Below are 17522 nucleotides of genomic sequence, written 5' to 3'. Positions count from 1 at the left end.
ATGTTATTGTGAAAGGCAGGGTATGTGCCCTGCCTTTTTTATTTCCTTCCAGCAGCGTCTCTACCCAAGGAAATCTGCACCGTTATTTCCCTTGGTCCGAAGGAAATGTATCCCCTGTGAATAGTGGGCATTACCTTTCGCCATTGTTGGTATAATTTCCTTAACGCGCTTATATGGAAGGCTTGCCGAGGTTTCAGATGCGCTTTTCGAATTCCTTTCTCGATGAAATACGCGACCGCGTTAACATCTCTGATGTTATCGGGCGGCGCGTGACGTGGGACAGGAAGAAGAGCAATCCGTCGCGCGGTGACTTCTGGGCCTGCTGCCCGTTCCATGGTGAAAAAAGCCCAAGCTTCCATTGCGAGGATCGCAAGGGCCGCTACCACTGCTTTGGCTGTGGCGTGTCCGGTGACCATTTCCGTTTTCTGACCGATCTGGATGGTCTCAATTTCCCCGAGGCCGTGCAACAGATTGCCGATATGGCAGGTGTTGCCATGCCGCAGCCGGATGTGCAGGCTGAGCGGCGCGAACGTGAGCGAGCCTCACTGCAAGACGTCATGGAAATGGCGACCGTGTTCTTTCAGGACCAGTTGCAGACCGCAGCTGGCGCCAAGGCGAGAGCCTATCTGCGCGACCGTGGACTGACAGGCCGTACCATTGAAACTTTTCGGCTGGGTTTTGCCCCGGAAGGGCGCAATACACTGAAGGAATATCTGGCTGGCAAAGGTGTCGGCAAGGATCAGATGGAGGCCTGCGGCCTCGTGGTGCATGAAAACGTGCCGGTGTCCTATGACCGGTTTCGCGATCGCATCATGTTCCCGATCCTGTCATCACGCGAGAAGGTGATTGCCTTTGGTGGTCGTGCCATGTCGCAGGATGCCTTGGCCAAATACCTGAACTCCAATGAGACCGAGCTCTTTCACAAGGGCAATGTGCTTTACAATTTCGCCAGAGCCAGACGCGCCAGCCAGACACCGGGACAACAGTCCGGTGGAACTGTGATTGCCGTTGAAGGGTATATGGACGTTATCGCGTTGCATCAGGCCGGTATTGAAAATGCCGTTGCACCGCTTGGCACCGCGTTGACTGAAAATCAGCTTGAACTTCTCTGGAAAATGTCGCCGCAGCCGGTGTTGTGCTTCGATGGTGATGGCGCCGGTATCCGTGCTGCCAACCGCGCTGCAGATTTGGCGTTGCCGCATATCAAGCCGGGACGTTCGGTCAGTTTCGCACTGTTGCCCGATGGCAAGGACCCGGATGATCTGGTGCGTCACGAGGGGCGGGCACCTTTCGACCGCGTCATGGCAGAGGCCAAGCCGCTGGCAGCGATGATCTGGAGCCGTGAGACGGCAGCCATGAGCTTCGATACGCCGGAAAAGCGGGCCGAACTTGAAAATCGCCTGAAACAGATCGTGACTGTCATTGCCGACGAAAGCGTGCGTCGCCACTATCAGCAGGACATGCGCGACCGGTTGAACGGCTTTTTCCAGCCGCAGTTCCAGCGTGGCCCATCGCAGGGTGGGCAGATGCGCCGTAATGGCGCACAGTCACGTACAGGTGCTGGCGGGCGTGCTGCTGGGGCTGGTGGTGCAGGACGTGGCGGTGCGGCGTCTTCCAGCTTCTCCGATCGCCTTGTGCAGTCAGGCCTGGTCAAGGGATATCAGGCAACGCCTGCGCTGCGCGAAAGCGTGCTGGCCATTACAATCGTCAATCATCCGGTGCTGCTGCTGGAGGAATATGACGAGATTGCCGCCATTGATTATGAAAACCGTGATTTGCAGCGGCTTTGGTCGCAGGTTTTGACCTACGCGGCTGAAAGTGCAGAGCGCCTGTCACGCGAAGGCATGATGGAGCGGCTTGAGGGCCAAGGCTTCGGTGTGTTGCTGAAGGCGATGGAACAACAGGTCCGCAATGCGCGTCTCTGGACGGCGACCGTCGATGCTGCACCTGAAGATGCGCGCGAAGGTTATAATCAGGCGCTGGCCTTGCATAAACGCACCAAAGTGCTGCGTTGGCAGAAAATAGAACAACAGCGTGAGATTGCCGAAGCAACCGAAGCCGGCGATGGTGATCGCGTTGTTCAATTGATGCGGGCGCTTAACGAGGTTCAGCTCGAAATCACCCGAATGGAGAACCAGGAAGCGATTATTGATGGTTTCGGTGTGATGTCCGGACGGGTGAAGGGACCGGCATTTGGACGCAGTTGATAAGAGACAGGCCTTGAGTTCTTCTCTGGGGCTTGTTTTAACCCTTCTGTTTCCTAAATAGTGGATAAGTCGGTGACTGCCCGTAAAATGCCTTGTTATTATCGGCTTTTTTGACTTTTCGTGGTCTGTTGTGCCGGAAAGGCTTGACTGGATGAGAAATAGCGGGAATCACCAATTCAGGTAAATAAGGTGGAATGGCCCTTGGTGGATCAGAACGGCATTAGCGAGCACTTCTGCATGCGAACGCATTGTTTGGTGCTGACGGCCGTCGTGGTTAATCGGCAATTAAATATCATTCCGTTAGGTGTGTGACAGTGATTCGCTTCACACCTGATGCCTAGCAAGGCAACAGGTATGGAGCGAACGGCATGTTAGCGTCAGGGAAAGCGACGAGATAGATGGCAACCAAAGTCAAAGAAAACGAAGAAGCAGAAAACGAACGCGACGGTGCGACGGACGGTCCGCTTCTCGATCTTTCCGATGACGCGGTCAAAAAAATGATCAAGGCCGCGAAGAAGCGCGGCTATGTCACGATGGATGAGCTGAACTCTGTTCTGCCTTCCGAAGAGGTGACGTCGGAGCAGATCGAAGACACGATGGCAATGTTGTCCGATATGGGCATCAATGTTGTCGAGGATGAAGAAGCCGAAGAAGCCAGCAACAATGATGAGGACGGCGATACCGAAGCGGAGGAATCCGAAGGCGGTGAGCTGAGCACGTCCAGCGGCACGGCACTGGCCACGGCGAAGAAGAAAGAACCGACCGATCGTACAGACGATCCGGTGCGCATGTATCTGCGCGAAATGGGTTCGGTAGAGCTTCTGTCTCGCGAAGGCGAAATTGCCATTGCCAAGCGCATTGAAGCTGGCCGCGAAACAATGATCTCCGGTCTCTGTGAGAGCCCGTTGACGTTCCAGGCGCTGATTATCTGGCGCGATGAACTCAACGAAGGCACAACACTGCTGCGCGAAATCATCGACCTCGAAACGACCTATTCCGGTCCTGAGGCGAAGGCTGCCCCGCAGTTCCAGAGCCCTGAAAAGATCGAGGCTGACCGCAAGGCTGCCGAAGAAAAAGAAAAGACCCGTCGTGCACGCGTCAGCGATGATGATGTGACCAATGTTGGCGGTGAAGGCCTGCCACTCGAGGAAGAAGAAGAGGACGATGACGAATCGAACCTTTCTCTTGCTGCGATGGAAGCTGAACTGCGTCCGCAGGTCATGGAAACGCTCGATACGATTGCTGACACCTACAAGAAGCTGCGCAAGCTTCAGGACCAGCAGGTTGAGGCACGCCTGGCCTGTACGGGCACCCTGTCCAGCGGGCAGGAACGTCGTTACAAGGAACTGAAGGATCAGTTGATCACGGCCGTTAAGTCGCTGTCTCTGAACCAGAACCGCGTCGACAGCCTCGTTGAGCAGCTTTACGACATTTCCAAGCGTCTGATGCAGAACGAGGGTCGTCTGCTGCGTCTGGCTGAATCCTACGGCGTGAAGCGTGACAGCTTCCTTGAGCAGTATCACGGTGCCGAACTTGATCCGAACTGGATGAAGTCGATTGCCAACCTTGTTGCAAAGGGCTGGAAGGACTTCGCACGCGAAGAGAACCAGACAATCCGTGATATCCGTCTGGAAATCCAGAATCTGGCCACCGAAACCGGCATTTCCATTGCCGAGTTCCGCCGCATTGTGTCGATGGTGCAGAAGGGTGAGCGCGAAGCGCGTATCGCCAAGAAGGAAATGGTTGAGGCCAACCTGCGTCTCGTTATTTCCATCGCCAAGAAGTACACAAACCGTGGTCTGCAGTTCCTCGACCTTATTCAGGAAGGCAACATCGGCCTGATGAAGGCGGTGGACAAGTTCGAATATCGCCGTGGTTACAAGTTCTCGACCTATGCGACATGGTGGATTCGTCAGGCGATTACCCGCTCGATTGCCGACCAGGCGCGTACCATCCGTATTCCGGTGCACATGATCGAAACGATCAACAAGATCGTTCGTACATCGCGCCAGATGCTGCATGAAATTGGTCGCGAGCCGACACCGGAAGAATTGGCTGAAAAGCTGGCCATGCCGCTTGAAAAGGTGCGCAAGGTTCTGAAAATCGCCAAGGAGCCGATTTCGCTCGAAACGCCAGTGGGTGACGAAGAAGATTCGCATCTGGGTGACTTCATCGAAGATAAGAACGCGCTTCTGCCTATCGATGCTGCCATTCAGGCCAACCTGCGTGAAACAACCACGCGCGTTCTGGCGTCCCTGACACCCCGTGAAGAGCGCGTTCTGCGTATGCGTTTTGGCATCGGCATGAACACAGACCACACTCTGGAAGAGGTTGGTCAGCAGTTCTCGGTGACACGCGAACGTATTCGTCAGATTGAAGCCAAGGCGCTTCGCAAGCTCAAGCACCCAAGCCGTTCGCGCAAGCTGCGTTCGTTCCTGGATAGCTAAAAGCAAAATATCGCACTTTGAAAAACCGGCCCTTGTGGCCGGTTTTTTGTTGCGCGCTTTCACGCTTATGTGAGGCAAAGTGCGAATGGGTGGAACGCACGGTATATTGTACGAGATGCCGTCGCACTTTGGCTTTGTTTGCATTATTGATGTTGTGCGATGCAGAAGATTCCGGACAAACAATGGTGGCAAAAAGGATGGACGATCCCGGTATCGGTCGTACTGCACCTTGCTATTGTTGGTGCGTTCTTTTTGCAGTTTCCGGATTTCCCGACCGAGATGGCGGAGCCTGAAAGCATTAGTGTCGATCTGGTGCCGCCAGAGCCAGAACCACCACCGCCGCCACCTGAGCCTGAAAAGGAACCGGAAAAGCCGGAACAACCCGCTGCACCACCACCTCCGCCTCCGCCGCCTGCCGAAGAGGCTACGCAAAAAATGCCAGCGGCCACAATGCCAGCAATCGCAATCCGCCCTGAACCTCAGAAGGACGATGGCGTGGATAATCCCGGCACTAGTCCCGAAGACGACGCTTCCGTCGCTGAAGACCCTACGGAGCTGGAGGAAAAGCCAACCGAGACGGTAACCAAGCCAAGCGAGAAGCCGGTAGAGAATGCCGAAGTGGAAACGGCCTCGGCTGCTGCCGAGGACAACCCGCCGCCAACCGCTGCCGATGGTGAGTTGGCACCGCCTGATCCTGTCAAAACCGAACCTGCTGAAAAGCCGTTAGAGGCCAAACCGGAGGAAAAACCTGTCGAGGAAAAGCCGGTAGAGGAAAAGGCAGCACAGGCACCGAAGACCGATGCGCCAAAGAAATTAAAGAGCGCCAAAAAGCTTTTATCAAATCGGGTGATTGATAATCCCGGCATGCGTTCCATGCTGGGCGATTTGCCACCCAAACGCCGCATCGTGCAAATGTGCAGCATTGAGGCGTTGGCGCAGATACGTCAGGTGCGCTCTGGCTCCAGTGGACCGGATGGCATTGTGCCATTTTCGGATAAGGGTGGCCTGATTTCCGGCAATGTGCTTGATGCGAGTGGTGGTGCCTTTAACGTTGGCAACCGCTGGTACGATGTCACATTCCGTTGCGAGGTAGACCTCGATAACTTCAACGTCACATCGTTCCAGTATGAGATTGGCAAGGCGGCAGTGCCGCAGGCCGATGTCGTGAAACGTGGTTTCCCAGTGCCTTAAAACCGGTACAATCAGGCAGTTTCCGCTTTTTGCGACAGTCTGCCAATTTCTGACATGAGGGCATCTTCATCATAAGGTTTTCGGATAACTGGCACATTGGTCAGTTCTGCCGGTACGGCCAGGCTATCAGAATAACCGGTCGCAAACATGAATGGAATCTTGCGTCTCAAGAGTTCCTGGGCGACCGGAATGGATGTGTCCGAGCCAAGATTGATATCCAAAATGGCGACATCCGGTGAGAAGCTTTTCAGCTTTTCCAGTGCCATGCCGGAGGATGTCGCTGTTTCAACGCCGAAGATACCATTGTCTTCCAGCATATTTTCAACATCCATAGCAATCAGCATCTGGTCTTCAACGAGGAGCACTTTCAACGGTTCACCCTTTTTATGATGGTGTGATGGGGCAGTGTTTTTGGTTTCGCTCGCAACCGGAGCGACGATCTTGGACGATGATATATGGCGGGCAGGCAGCAGCATCTGCACCTGCAAACCATCCAGCAAATAGGTTGTCGTACTTTTACCGCCGAGGTCGTAGGGAATGCTGCGATTGATCAGTGCCGTGCCAAACCCCGTGCGTGACGGCGCAATCATCGGCGTACGCAGCACTTCGCGCCATTCCAAAGCGCAGTCGCCCACCTCGTTCAGCTTCCAGCTGACGGACAATTGTCCGCCGCTGTGGGCGAGGGCGCCATATTTCGCAGCATTGGTGGCCAGTTCGTGGAGGACCAGCGCCATGACGGAGAAGGCGCGCGAATCGAGAATGATATGCGGGCCGTCCAGGCTGATTGTGCCTTCACCAGCGCTATGGGGTGTCAGCTCGGCGTCCAGAAGGTCTTTGAGGGCACCACCGCCATCACCACGAATGATCTGGTCATGGGCGAATGACAGTGCCTGTATACGACCTTTCAGCGAGGTGATGTAGTCCTCCAGTGTGCGACCTTGCTGTTTCGGATTGCCCACCAGTGACTTGATGATCGCCAGCACGTTTTTGACGCGGTGGTTCAGCTCCTCGTTCAGCATGCGCTGACGCACCTCGGCGCGTTTGCGCTCGCCTGCCATCAGTTCGCTGTGGTGAAAGGCGATTTCCATCAGTGCAACACGTGCGGCTTCGGCAATCTGCCGGTCGGCTTCAGTCCACGGTTGCGCCTGCATCTCCACGGTTTCTTTCCAGATGGCGAAGCTCTTGCGCGGGGTCAGGCGGTCGCCCAAAGGACCTGTTTCATAGGATTTTTCCGGATTTCCTCCCCAGTTCAAAGTCTGGATCAGTTCCTTGCGGAAAAACAGCAAATATTTTTCTTCGACCTGCGAAAGAGGAATGGCAAGCATTCCGGCTGCAACATTGCTGTAAGCTGCCGCTTCCGGATGCTGTTGCGACAGGCAATGACCTGCCCAGATTTTGGCGCCTTCGACCATTGAGGTCGTGAACATGATGAGCCCCGGGATAGCATCTTCTGGCGGTGTAGAGCCCTGGCTGTACCACTTGCCCTTCAACCAAAGCCCAACGCCATCACATGGCATCAACCGGGTGAAGTCATGGAAACTCTCGACGAGAAGTTGCTCAATATCTGTGTGGTGGGCTGCAACACGCAAAAACGTATCGAGTGCAGCATGTGCCTGATTAGCAGTGTCCAGTTTGCGCTTCTGTTTCAGGGCCTGGAGATGCAGGGAGAAAAACTCACCAAACATTTCTGCAGCGATACGACCTGGCAGCGACAGCATGCGAGGCGAGTAGTGGTGGCAGGCAATAAGGCCCCAGAGCACACCATCAACAATGATGGAGATCGACATGGAGGCCGACACACCCATGTTACGCAGGTATTCCAGGTGAATGGGCGAAACGCTGCGCAAATGGGCAAATGAGAGATCGAGCGGTTCTCCGGAAGCATCAAGAACGGGGATTATCGCAACCCGATCGCCGTTGGCATTGGAGATGATGCGCAAGGTGTTTTTCAGGTAAAGCGCGCGAGCCTGCTGGGGAATGTCGCTGGCGGGGAAATATTGCCCAAGAAAACTTTCCAGCTCGCGTTCTTTCGCCTCGGAGATGACTTTGCCCGCGCCGTCGTCTTCAAAACGGTAGATCATTACGCGGTCATAACCGAGCGTGGCTTTTACCAGCTTGGCGGCCCGCTCTACAAATATTTCGATGTTATTGAGCGACTTGATCCGCTCGATCATCCGCTGTGCCAAGTGCAAGGGATGGACTTCATCGCTGGCCGGCTCCAGTTCGATGATTGTAGTAGATTTGTGCCGATGCACGGAAATGTCGAAAATCAGGCCATCTTTGATTTTGACGCCCGGCAGTACTGCCGGTCTTTCGCTGCGGTTCATAATGGTCAGCGCGTTGCGTAGATCATGCACCGCCTGATCGCCCAGAATGCTTTCAATCGGTTTGCCGTTCAGGTTCTCAGTTTCACGCAGCATTTCACCACAGTTTTCCGAGTGGCGAATGATGGTGTGCATGGTTTTGTCACAGGCGATCAGACAACCATGGGGCTGTACGAAGCCAGGTATATGGATTGGTTCCTTGTCGCAATTGGTCAGATTGACCTGTTTATCAGGGATATTCATATGCCATACTTTCAAAACGAACCGGAACTGAAGCAATCACGCTGCCGTACGGATATACAGTCGCAATTGATGACTTTTGATGAATTATCAGCGGGAAACGATTGAAGATGGCGTCGGTGCCAAGCGACATAGAAGACTGCCTTCGGTCAAGATTCGATTGTGTTGGGGCAAAAATTCGGTCCAAGATTTCAGTCGTCACGCGTTTGTCCCGTTATTGAAATTGCCCCTTATGGCCATCAACATTTCCGAAGCATTTAAGTTCCATTTTAGAACAGGAAAAATACATGCCGCAGAAAACCATAGTGATCTCAACCAAAGGGCAGGGGCTTTACGAATTTACTCGTGAGGCGGCGTCTTTTATACGGGACTGTGGCGGTGAGGACGGGCTGTTGACGCTGTTCGTTCGCCATACATCCTGTTCTCTGCTGATTCAAGAAAATGCCGATCCGGATGTGCAGCGAGATTTGCGGGAGTTTTTTGCCCGCCTTGTTCCCCCATCAAACGACCCTTCCATGCGTTGGGTTGTTCATACGATGGAGGGGCCTGATGATATGCCTGCCCACATCAAATCAGCACTGACACAGGTGTCCATCGGTATCCCCGTGTCAGCAGGTCGAATGGCGTTGGGAACATGGCAGGGCATCCATCTTTTCGAGCATCGAGACCAGTCTCACCGGCGTGAAATCGTACTTCACCTATCGCCGTGACTTTTTATTTTTATATGAAAATCAATCCTTTATTTCGAATTTTCGTCCGAGTTAATCATAATGAACTATAGCTGAACGGACGGTTCTGAATCCGTTCAGCCTGATCTTTCTATGTTCTCTTCAACCGCTTGGGAAATGCGGGATCGTTATTGGTCCAACCCTCAAGGAAATTGGAGAAAACACAATGTTGAATAGTTTTGCAAAAGCCGGTCTGGCAGCACTCATCGCTCTTGGTGGTTTCTCTGCGACCGCGTCGACAGCTTCTGCCGGTGGTCCGGAAATTCGTTTCGGTATCTACAACGGCGGTGGCCACGGTGGTGGTCATGGCTGGCAGCGTGAGCGCGATCGTCGACGCGACAATTGCTCCCCTTGGTTTGCAGAAGAAAAGGCAAGCCGCATGGGCTTGCGCCGCGCCCGCGTTGTTGACGTTTCGCCGCGTCGCGTTGTTGTCGCCGGTTTTGACCGCCACGGCCGTGACCGCGTTATCTTCGCCAATCAGCGTGGTTGCCCGGTTATCCGCCGCTAATCATTTCACAGCATCAGCCGTCTGGTCCACCCGCCCTTGACGGCCTGAAAGGAACGCCTCTTGCTTTGCTCTCACGGGCAGGCACGGGGCGTTTCAACAAATCAGCCCGCAACTTTCCGCACCCCCGTTTCGAGAATACGTGATATTGAAGTGTTCTGGAGAAAGTTGGTGGGCCTGGAGAGACTCGAACTCCCAACCAAGCGGTTATGAGCCGCCGGCTCTAACCATTGAGCTACAGGCCCACTGAGCAACAAGTGCTCATGTACGCCGGATGCAATGGATCATGTCGGCGCAAAAATGGCTCTAAACCAATTTGCGGGAACCTACAAGCCATTGCCGTAAAGGCTTCACAATCTATTGCCACAGGATAATGATGCGCTCAAACTTGCAACGATTTGGTGCATCCAATAATGAGGAGACATTCCATGATTGCTAAAAATGCCCGTACTGCTTTGATTCTGGCGGCATTCACGACCTTTTCGACACTGCCCATGGGTGCAAGTGTTGCCTTTGCGCAGGCCTCCACACCACGCGAGGCAGTTATCAATGTTTCGGGCGAAGGCCAGGCGGCAATTGTGCCTGACATGGCGATTCTCTCCTTCAGCGTTGTTAAGCAGGCTGACACTGCCGCGGCAGCTCTTGATGCCAACAGCAAGGCACTGGCCGAAGTCTTGAAAGCGCTGAAGGCCGACAAGATTGACGACAAGGATCTGCAGACCAGCAACTTCTCCATTCAGCCGCTCTACAAGCAGGTTGAGCCAAAGGATGGCGTTTATGTTGCGCCTGAGATCATCGGTTATCAGGTTAGCAACGGCCTGACGGTGCGGGTGCGCGATTTGGCGAAGCTTGGCGGCATCATGGATACCTCTGTCAAGCTTGGTATCAATCAGGGTGGCGATATCAGCTTCACCAATGACAAGCCGGATGCGACGGTTGAGGAGGCACGCAAGGCAGCCGTTGCCAATGCGGTTGAAAAAGCCAAGACCCTTGCTGCAGCCGCTGGCGTAAAGCTTGGCCGTATCATTGAAATCAATGAAAACATGCCACGCCCGATGGCGCAGCCAATGGTGCGCGCAGCCATGATGAAAGAAATGGATGCGGGCGTACCGATCGCGGCTGGTGAAAACACCTATACCGTGACTGTAAACCTGACATTTGCGCTGGAACAGTAATCTTTTTGCGGCGAGGGGCAGCGGTTTGCCGTTGCCCTTTGTCTGTTCGTGGCGCTGTTTGTCCCGCGCTTGTCTCAGACCCTTCGCAAAAGAAAAGCAGTTGCATTTACGACATCATGTCCTATTTAGGGCACAAGAGAGGACGGCCTCCCCCATAACGGGAACATTGATCGGGACGACCCGGTACCACCCGCAGGGGGAATATCATGCGCTCCGTTCGCGATAGAATCCGTCACGCTATCAGTTTTGAAATCATTGGTCTTTTGCTGGTTACGCCTTTGGGCGCGGTGGTGTTCAACAAACCGATTGAAGACATTGGCGTTATTGCAGTTGTCGGTGCAACGCTCGCCACCCTGTGGAATTACGTTTACAATCTGTCCTTTGACATATTGATGACGCGCCGGCGCGGCACCACCGAAAAGACCATTCCTATCCGTGTACTGCATACGGTGCTGTTTGAGGCCGGTCTGCTTGTGGTGCTGTTGCCGTTCATTGCGACATATCTCGGCATCACCCTCTGGGCAGCGTTTGTCATGGATGCGGCTTTCGCACTGTTTTATATGGTCTATGCCTTTGTTTTCAACTGGGGTTATGACCGCGTTTTCCCACTGCCCGAGTGGAGCCAAGGTGAAAACATCACGCAATCGTGACGCCTCTACGCCTGTGAATGCAACCATGGCTTACTTGTTTTATCGCCTGTGCGCTGACAAGTAAGTGCCATTGTTGCGTGCGTATATGAGTGTATGTTTGTGCGAATTTTGAAAATAGCAAAGATTGCGGCTGTTTGCCTGGTCGCATTGCCTGTTTTGACCGGCGCCCATATGGGCATCAATCAGTTGATCGGGAATTTCCATGAAGTGCTGCCGGGTGAGCTTTACCGCTCGGCGCAGCCAAGCGGTAAGGACATAACGTCCTATGCTGAAACCTACGGCATCAAGACCATCATCAATCTGAGGGATGAGAAACGTGAGGCCTGGTACAACGCCGAAAGCGAAGCGGCCAAGGCACACGGTATTCGTCTGGTCGATTTTCCGCTCAGTTCCAAGGAAAAGCTGACGCAGGATGATTCTGAGCTTCTGGTCGAGATCATGAAAAATGCCGAAAAGCCCATTCTCATCCATTGTGAGCATGGCGCCAACCGCACCGGGCTGGTGTCTGCCATGTATGTTGGCGCTGTGGCCAAAAAAAGCGAGATGTTTTCCGAATTCCAGCTGTCACCTTATTACGGCCATGTGCCGATCCCTGGCATTGGTCGTTATGCGATGTACGAATCCTGGGATGAATTTGAAGAAAGCATCGGGTTTTAAATCTTACTCATAAAAAAGTGCCGCGTTTCTAAGGAACGCGGCACTTTTGTCATCCGGAATCAATTCAGAACCGGGCACCTTTCTCGGTGATAACCTTGGTCAGGCTGCCATCGGCTGGGAACAGCGGAATGAGGCAGGCCTGCAGCGCGTGGTAAATGTCGCCTTTGCCGGGGAACAGTGTATTGGCAGGAAGGAGGTTTTCGGTCAGTTCCTCATGCCAGCCGCCATTTTTGTGGTCGATGAAGCGATTGGAAATGGTGCTCCAGATCTTGCGATAGCTGTCCTCGTAAAACGCGTCAGCCGGCAGATTTTCATTGAGGAAGTGGGCAGCACCGGCTGCCTCACACATTGGCCACCAGAGCTTTTCCGTCTTGGCGGGAACATTGTCCCAGTCCAGCGTATAGAAGAAGCCACCTTGTTGTCTGTCCCAGCCAAGAGCCATGGACTGCACGAACAGGGATTGGGCTGCAAGCGGCATCCAGTCGTGTTTGCGGTCCCCCAGCACCCATAATTGCAGGATGAGGCGTGCCCATTCCAGCCAGTGGCCGGGTGTGGAGCCAGAAGGACGGAACATTTCGTTGCCGCGATAATCCTTGTTCAGCGTCCAGTTATCATCGAAATGCTCAGGCACGCGGAAATCCAACGCGCGCGCGCAGCGGTTGATGATGAGGTCGGCAATGCGCTCGGCCTTGTCGAGATAGCTGCGTTCGCCGGTCACCTCATAGGCCGCCATCAGCGCTTCGGTCAGGTGCATGTTGGAGTTCTGGCCGCGATAGGCTTCGATAGGTGACCAGTCGCGATTGAATTCCTCATTGATAGCGCCGTGGTTTTCTTCCCAGAAGCGGTTCTGCAAAACCTCGGTCACATCGGCGAGCATGGCATCTGCCAGCGGGTGGCCGACCACCTTGGCGGAGGAAGCGGCCAGCAGTACGAATGCGTGGCCGTAACCCTGCTTGCTCGAATCGACCGGACCGTTGTCATCGACCTGCCAGAAATAACCGCCATGTTGGGTGTCGCGGTGGTTCTGCCAGAGATAGGTCATGCCATGGTCGATGATATCGCCGCAGCCGGGGCGACCGAGCAAATGGCCAATGGCGAAACAATGCACCATGCGGGCAGAGGCGTGAATGCCGCGAACCGGGTTTTCCGGCTGCAAAGGCGCACCACTGGCGTTCAGATCGAAGAAACCACCCTTGGGATTGACGGCGCGATATTGAAAGAAATCATACAATCCATCCGCCTGTTTCAACAGCCATTGCCTGTGCAGGGGCAGGGTGCTCCAGTTCGCAGAGAGTGTTTCGGCCTTCGGCATTGTCTTCCTCCATGTTGGGGAAAGCTATATCTGCTCATCTATTGGCTGTCACGCAGAAGAGCATTCTCTTATGATGCGACATCATGTGAAACCATAGCTATGCCTTGAAGATATATTGACATAAACATATCTTTATGTGAGTTGATGCTTGCGATACCGCAAGCTGGAATGAGGAGAGTGCCCGTGTTTGACGAAGTGTTCGGCGCAGAAGGTGGTCGCCAGGATGGCGCAGAAATTCTGAAAGCCCTTCAACAGGCAGCGCGTGAGCGTATCCTCATCCTTGATGGTGCCATGGGCACGCAGATCCAGGGGCTGGGATTTGAGGAAGACGACTTCCGTGGCCACCGGTTCATTGGTTGCGCCTGCCATCAGAAGGGAAATAACGACCTTCTTATTCTGACCCAGCCAAGTGCGATTGAAGACATTCATTATCGCTACGCGATTGCCGGTGCCGATATTCTGGAAACCAATACCTTCTCGTCAACCAGCATCGCGCAGGCTGACTACGAGATGGAAGGTGCTGTTTATGACCTGAACCGTGAAGGTGCAGCCATCGTGCGCCGTGCGGCGCAGCGCGCCGAACGCGAAGATGGCAAGCGTCGTTTCGTGGCTGGTGCCATCGGCCCGACCAACCGTACCGCATCCATTTCCCCTGATGTGAACAATCCCGGTTATCGTGCCGTGACCTTCGATGATCTGCGTCTTGCCTATGGCGAGCAGATCGATGGTCTGATCGATGGTGGTTCTGACATCATCCTGATTGAAACGATCTTCGACACGCTGAACGCGAAGGCGGCGATCTTTGCCTGCCAGGAGCGTTTTGCTGCCAAGGGCATTTATCTGCCGGTGATGATATCAGGTACGATCACCGACCTTTCGGGCCGCACGCTGTCAGGGCAGACGCCATCGGCGTTCTGGAACTCGGTGCGTCACGCAAATCCCTTCACCATCGGCCTGAACTGCGCGCTTGGTGCCAACGCCATGCGCCCGCATTTGCAGGAACTGTCTGACGTTGCTGATACCTTCATCTGCGCCTATCCGAATGCTGGCCTGCCAAACGAATTTGGCCAATATGACGAAACGCCTGAGATGATGGCAAAGCAGGTTGAAGGTTTTGCACGCGACGGTCTGGTCAATATTGTCGGCGGTTGCTGTGGTTCGACGCCTGACCATATCCGCGCCATTGCCGAGGCCGTAAAGGGCCACAAGCCGCGCCAGGTGCCTGAGCACAGGTCCTTCATGTCGCTGTCTGGCCTTGAGCCTTTCGTGCTGACCAAGGACATTCCCTTCGTCAACGTCGGTGAACGTACCAACGTGACCGGCTCTGCCCGTTTCCGCAAACTGATTACCGCTGGTGATTATACGGCTGCACTTGCCGTTGCCCGCGATCAAGTGGAGAACGGTGCGCAGGTCATCGACATCAACATGGATGAAGGCCTGATCGACAGCCAGAAGGCCATGGTCGAGTTCCTGAACCTGATTGCTGCCGAACCGGATATTGCCCGCGTTCCTGTCATGATCGATTCGTCGAAATTCGAGATCATCGAAGCTGGTCTGAAGTGCGTTCAGGGCAAGTCCATCGTCAACTCCATCTCGCTGAAGGAAGGCGAGGAGAAGTTTCTCGAGCAGGCACGGTTGGTGCGCAATTACGGTGCTGCCGTAGTTGTTATGGCGTTTGACGAAGTTGGCCAGGCCGATACCTATCAGCGCAAGGTCGAGATTTGCAGCCGTGCTTACAAGTTGCTGACCGAAAAGGCTGGTCTGCTGCCGGAAGACATCATCTTCGATCCGAACGTGTTTGCGGTGGCAACCGGTATTGAAGAGCACAATAATTACGGTGTCGACTTCATTCAGGCGACAGAGACCATCCGCAAGACCATGCCGCTGACACATATCTCCGGCGGTGTTTCCAACCTGTCCTTCTCGTTCCGTGGCAATGAGCCGGTGCGCGAAGCCATGCATGCGGTGTTCCTGTATCACGCCATTCAGGTTGGCATGGACATGGGTATCGTCAATGCCGGCCAGTTGGCTGTCTACGACAATATCGATGCTGAGCTGCGTGACGCCTGTGAAGACGTGGTGCTGAACCGTCGTGACGATGCCACTGAGCGACTGCTGGAAATTGCAGAACGTTTCCGTGGCTCTGGTGCCAAGGAAGCCAAGGTGCAGGACTTGTCCTGGCGTGAGCTGCCGGTTGAAAAGCGTCTGTCGCATGCGCTGGTCAATGGCATTACCGACTATATTGACGCCGATACTGAAGAAGCACGCCAGAACGCTGAACGTCCGCTGCACGTTATCGAAGGCCCGCTGATGGCGGGCATGAATGTGGTGGGTGACCTGTTTGGTGCCGGCAAGATGTTCCTGCCGCAGGTGGTGAAATCCGCCCGCGTCATGAAACAGGCCGTGGCCGTGTTGCTGCCTTACATGGAAGAAGAGAAGCGTCTGAATGGCGGTTCTGAACGCAGTGCTGCCGGCAAGGTGCTGATGGCGACCGTGAAAGGCGACGTACACGATATCGGCAAGAACATTGTCGGCGTCGTGCTGGCCTGTAACAACTACGAGATCATCGATCTTGGCGTGATGGTGCCGACCTCGAAAATTCTGGAAACGGCGATTGCCGAGAAGGTTGATGTCATCGGCCTTTCCGGTCTGATCACGCCGTCACTGGACGAGATGGTGCATGTCGCTGCCGAAATGGAGCGGCAGGGTTTTGACATCCCACTGCTGATCGGTGGCGCAACCACCAGCCGTGTGCACACGGCCGTGAAGATCCACCCGCGTTATGAGAAGGGGCAGGCGATTTACGTCACCGATGCTTCGCGTGCCGTTGGTGTGGTGTCGGCGCTGCTGTCCAACGAGCAGAAGCCTGCCTATATCGATGGTATTCGCGGTGAATACGCCAAAGTTGCCGAAGCCCATGCCCGTAACGAGCGTGAGAAGCTGCGTCTACCGTTGCAGCGTGCCCGTGATAATGCCCACAAGGTTGACTGGAGCGATTACAAGCCGGTCAAACCGCAGTTCTATGGCACCAAGGTGTTCGAGAGCTACGACCTTGAGGAATTGTCGCGTTACATCGACTGGACTCCATTCTTCCAGACGTGGGAACTGAAAGGCCGCTACCCGGCGATCCTCAACGATGAAAAGCAGGGTGAAGCCGCACGCCAGCTTTATGCTGACGCACAAGCTATGCTCAAGAAGATCATTGATGAGAAGTGGTTCCGTCCGCGGGCTGTTATCGGTTTCTGGCCTGCCAATACTGTTGGTGACGATATCCGCTTGTTTACCGATGAAAGCCGCGCGGAGGAATTGGCGACGTTCTTCACTCTGCGTCAGCAGTTGTCCAAGCGCGACGGTCGTCCGAATGTGGCGCTATCTGACTTCGTGGCACCAAAGGACAGCGGCGTTGAGGACTATGTCGGCGGTTTCGTTGTCACGGCTGGTATCGAGGAAGTGGCGATTGCCGAACGGTTTGAGCGCGCCAATGACGACTATTCGTCCATTCTCGTAAAGGCGCTGGCGGACCGTTTTGCCGAAGCCTTTGCCGAGTGCATGCATGAACGTGTGCGCAAGGAGTTCTGGGGATATGCCAAGGACGAGAGCCTCAGCAATGAAGATCTGGTCGGTGAAGCTTATGCCGGTATTCGCCCGGCACCCGGTTATCCTGCCCAGCCTGATCACACCGAAAAGAAGACGCTGTTCGAACTTTTGGACGCGACAAATGCCGCCGGTGTCGAGTTGACCGAGAGCTACGCCATGTGGCCGGGTTCTTCCGTGTCTGGCATTTATATCGGCCATCCTGAAAGCTACTATTTCGGCGTTGCCAAGGTAGAGCGCGATCAGGTTCACGACTATGCGGCGCGCAAGGGCATGCCGGTTGTCGAGGTTGAGCGTTGGCTTGGACCGGTGCTGAACTATGTGCCGACCAATGGCGACGACGACGTGGAAAATGCGGCCTGAGAGTTTGCGTCAGGCCGTTGATGATCTGAGTCCGGTTTTATCGACAAGGCATTGAACCAAAAGAAAAAGGCGCGAAAAACTTCGCGCCTTTTTTGTTGTCTAAAAGACTGTGTTCGCCCGCCCTTTGGG

At 54.5% G+C, this 17522-nt stretch carries 12 protein-coding genes and 1 tRNA gene; 9 read left to right on the top strand and 4 right to left on the bottom strand.

Features of this window, described 5'->3' with window-relative positions; genetic code table 11:
* Positions 1-197 precede the first annotated feature (197 nt).
* From dnaG to PYL13_RS13380, 3 genes are all read left to right on the top strand, one after another.
* A complete protein-coding gene (dnaG, locus tag PYL13_RS13390; protein ID WP_275641661.1) occupies positions 198-2207 on the top strand; it encodes a DNA primase in 2010 nt (669 codons plus the stop codon).
* Positions 2208-2605: 398 nt separating this feature from the next.
* Complete coding sequence (gene rpoD, locus PYL13_RS13385; protein WP_192488459.1) at positions 2606-4654, top strand: RNA polymerase sigma factor RpoD; 2049 nt, start codon at positions 2606-2608, stop codon at positions 4652-4654.
* Between the two features lie 159 nt (positions 4655-4813).
* Complete coding sequence (locus PYL13_RS13380) at positions 4814-5845, top strand: DUF930 domain-containing protein (RefSeq protein ID WP_275641660.1); 1032 nt, start codon at positions 4814-4816, stop codon at positions 5843-5845.
* Positions 5846-5856: 11 nt separating this feature from the next.
* Here the strand turns inward: PYL13_RS13380 and PYL13_RS13375 are convergent, their stop codons facing one another.
* Both PYL13_RS13375 and PYL13_RS13370 read right to left on the bottom strand, forming a co-directional pair.
* Entirely contained in the window at positions 5857-8412 is a 2556-nt protein-coding gene (locus tag PYL13_RS13375; protein ID WP_275641659.1) for an HWE histidine kinase domain-containing protein, read from the bottom strand.
* On the bottom strand, positions 8399-8611 hold the full coding sequence (locus PYL13_RS13370) for a hypothetical protein (RefSeq protein WP_250981920.1): 213 nt from the start codon (positions 8609-8611) through the stop codon (positions 8399-8401). The genes PYL13_RS13375 and PYL13_RS13370 overlap by 14 nt, the downstream gene beginning before the upstream one ends.
* 85 nt (positions 8612-8696) lie before the next feature.
* Between PYL13_RS13370 and PYL13_RS13365 the strand changes: the two genes are divergently transcribed.
* Positions 8697-9119 carry a secondary thiamine-phosphate synthase enzyme YjbQ gene (locus tag PYL13_RS13365; protein ID WP_275641658.1) on the top strand — a complete coding sequence of 141 codons (423 nt, stop codon included), beginning with the start codon at positions 8697-8699 and terminating at the stop codon, positions 9117-9119.
* A gap of 184 nt (positions 9120-9303) precedes the next feature.
* Positions 9304-9645 carry a hypothetical protein gene (locus PYL13_RS13360; RefSeq protein WP_192488462.1) on the top strand — a complete coding sequence of 114 codons (342 nt, stop codon included), beginning with the start codon at positions 9304-9306 and terminating at the stop codon, positions 9643-9645.
* A gap of 166 nt (positions 9646-9811) precedes the next feature.
* Here the strand turns inward: PYL13_RS13360 and PYL13_RS13355 are convergent.
* A tRNA-Ile gene (locus tag PYL13_RS13355) sits at positions 9812-9887 on the bottom strand.
* A 183-nt stretch (positions 9888-10070) separates the two neighbouring features.
* On the opposite strand from PYL13_RS13355, the gene PYL13_RS13350 reads away from it, so the two are divergent.
* The 3 genes from PYL13_RS13350 to PYL13_RS13340 all read left to right on the top strand — a co-directional run bounded on the left by PYL13_RS13350 (position 10071) and on the right by PYL13_RS13340 (position 12124).
* Positions 10071-10817 carry an SIMPL domain-containing protein gene (locus PYL13_RS13350; RefSeq protein WP_405049365.1) on the top strand — a complete coding sequence of 249 codons (747 nt, stop codon included), beginning with the start codon at positions 10071-10073 and terminating at the stop codon, positions 10815-10817.
* A gap of 206 nt (positions 10818-11023) precedes the next feature.
* Entirely contained in the window at positions 11024-11467 is a 444-nt protein-coding gene (locus tag PYL13_RS13345; RefSeq protein ID WP_275641657.1) for a PACE efflux transporter, read from the top strand.
* Between the two features lie 93 nt (positions 11468-11560).
* The gene (locus PYL13_RS13340; RefSeq protein ID WP_441296642.1) at positions 11561-12124 is read left to right on the top strand and encodes a dual specificity protein phosphatase family protein; all 564 of its coding nucleotides are present in this window, start codon (positions 11561-11563) and stop codon (positions 12122-12124) included.
* Between the two features lie 64 nt (positions 12125-12188).
* On the opposite strand, the gene PYL13_RS13335 is transcribed toward PYL13_RS13340, so the two are convergent.
* The gene (locus PYL13_RS13335; protein WP_275641655.1) at positions 12189-13436 is read right to left on the bottom strand and encodes an AGE family epimerase/isomerase; all 1248 of its coding nucleotides are present in this window, start codon (positions 13434-13436) and stop codon (positions 12189-12191) included.
* A 183-nt stretch (positions 13437-13619) separates the two neighbouring features.
* Between PYL13_RS13335 and metH the strand changes: the two genes are divergently transcribed.
* Positions 13620-17393 carry a methionine synthase gene (gene metH / locus PYL13_RS13330; protein WP_275641654.1) on the top strand — a complete coding sequence of 1258 codons (3774 nt, stop codon included), beginning with the start codon at positions 13620-13622 and terminating at the stop codon, positions 17391-17393.
* Positions 17394-17522 lie beyond the last annotated feature (129 nt).

It is taken from the genome of Agrobacterium sp. Azo12, from assembly GCF_029193765.2.
Taxonomy (GTDB): domain Bacteria; phylum Pseudomonadota; class Alphaproteobacteria; order Rhizobiales; family Rhizobiaceae; genus Agrobacterium.
Note: the sequence above shows the minus strand (reverse complement) of the source record. Positions and strands in the feature narration are given on the sequence as shown.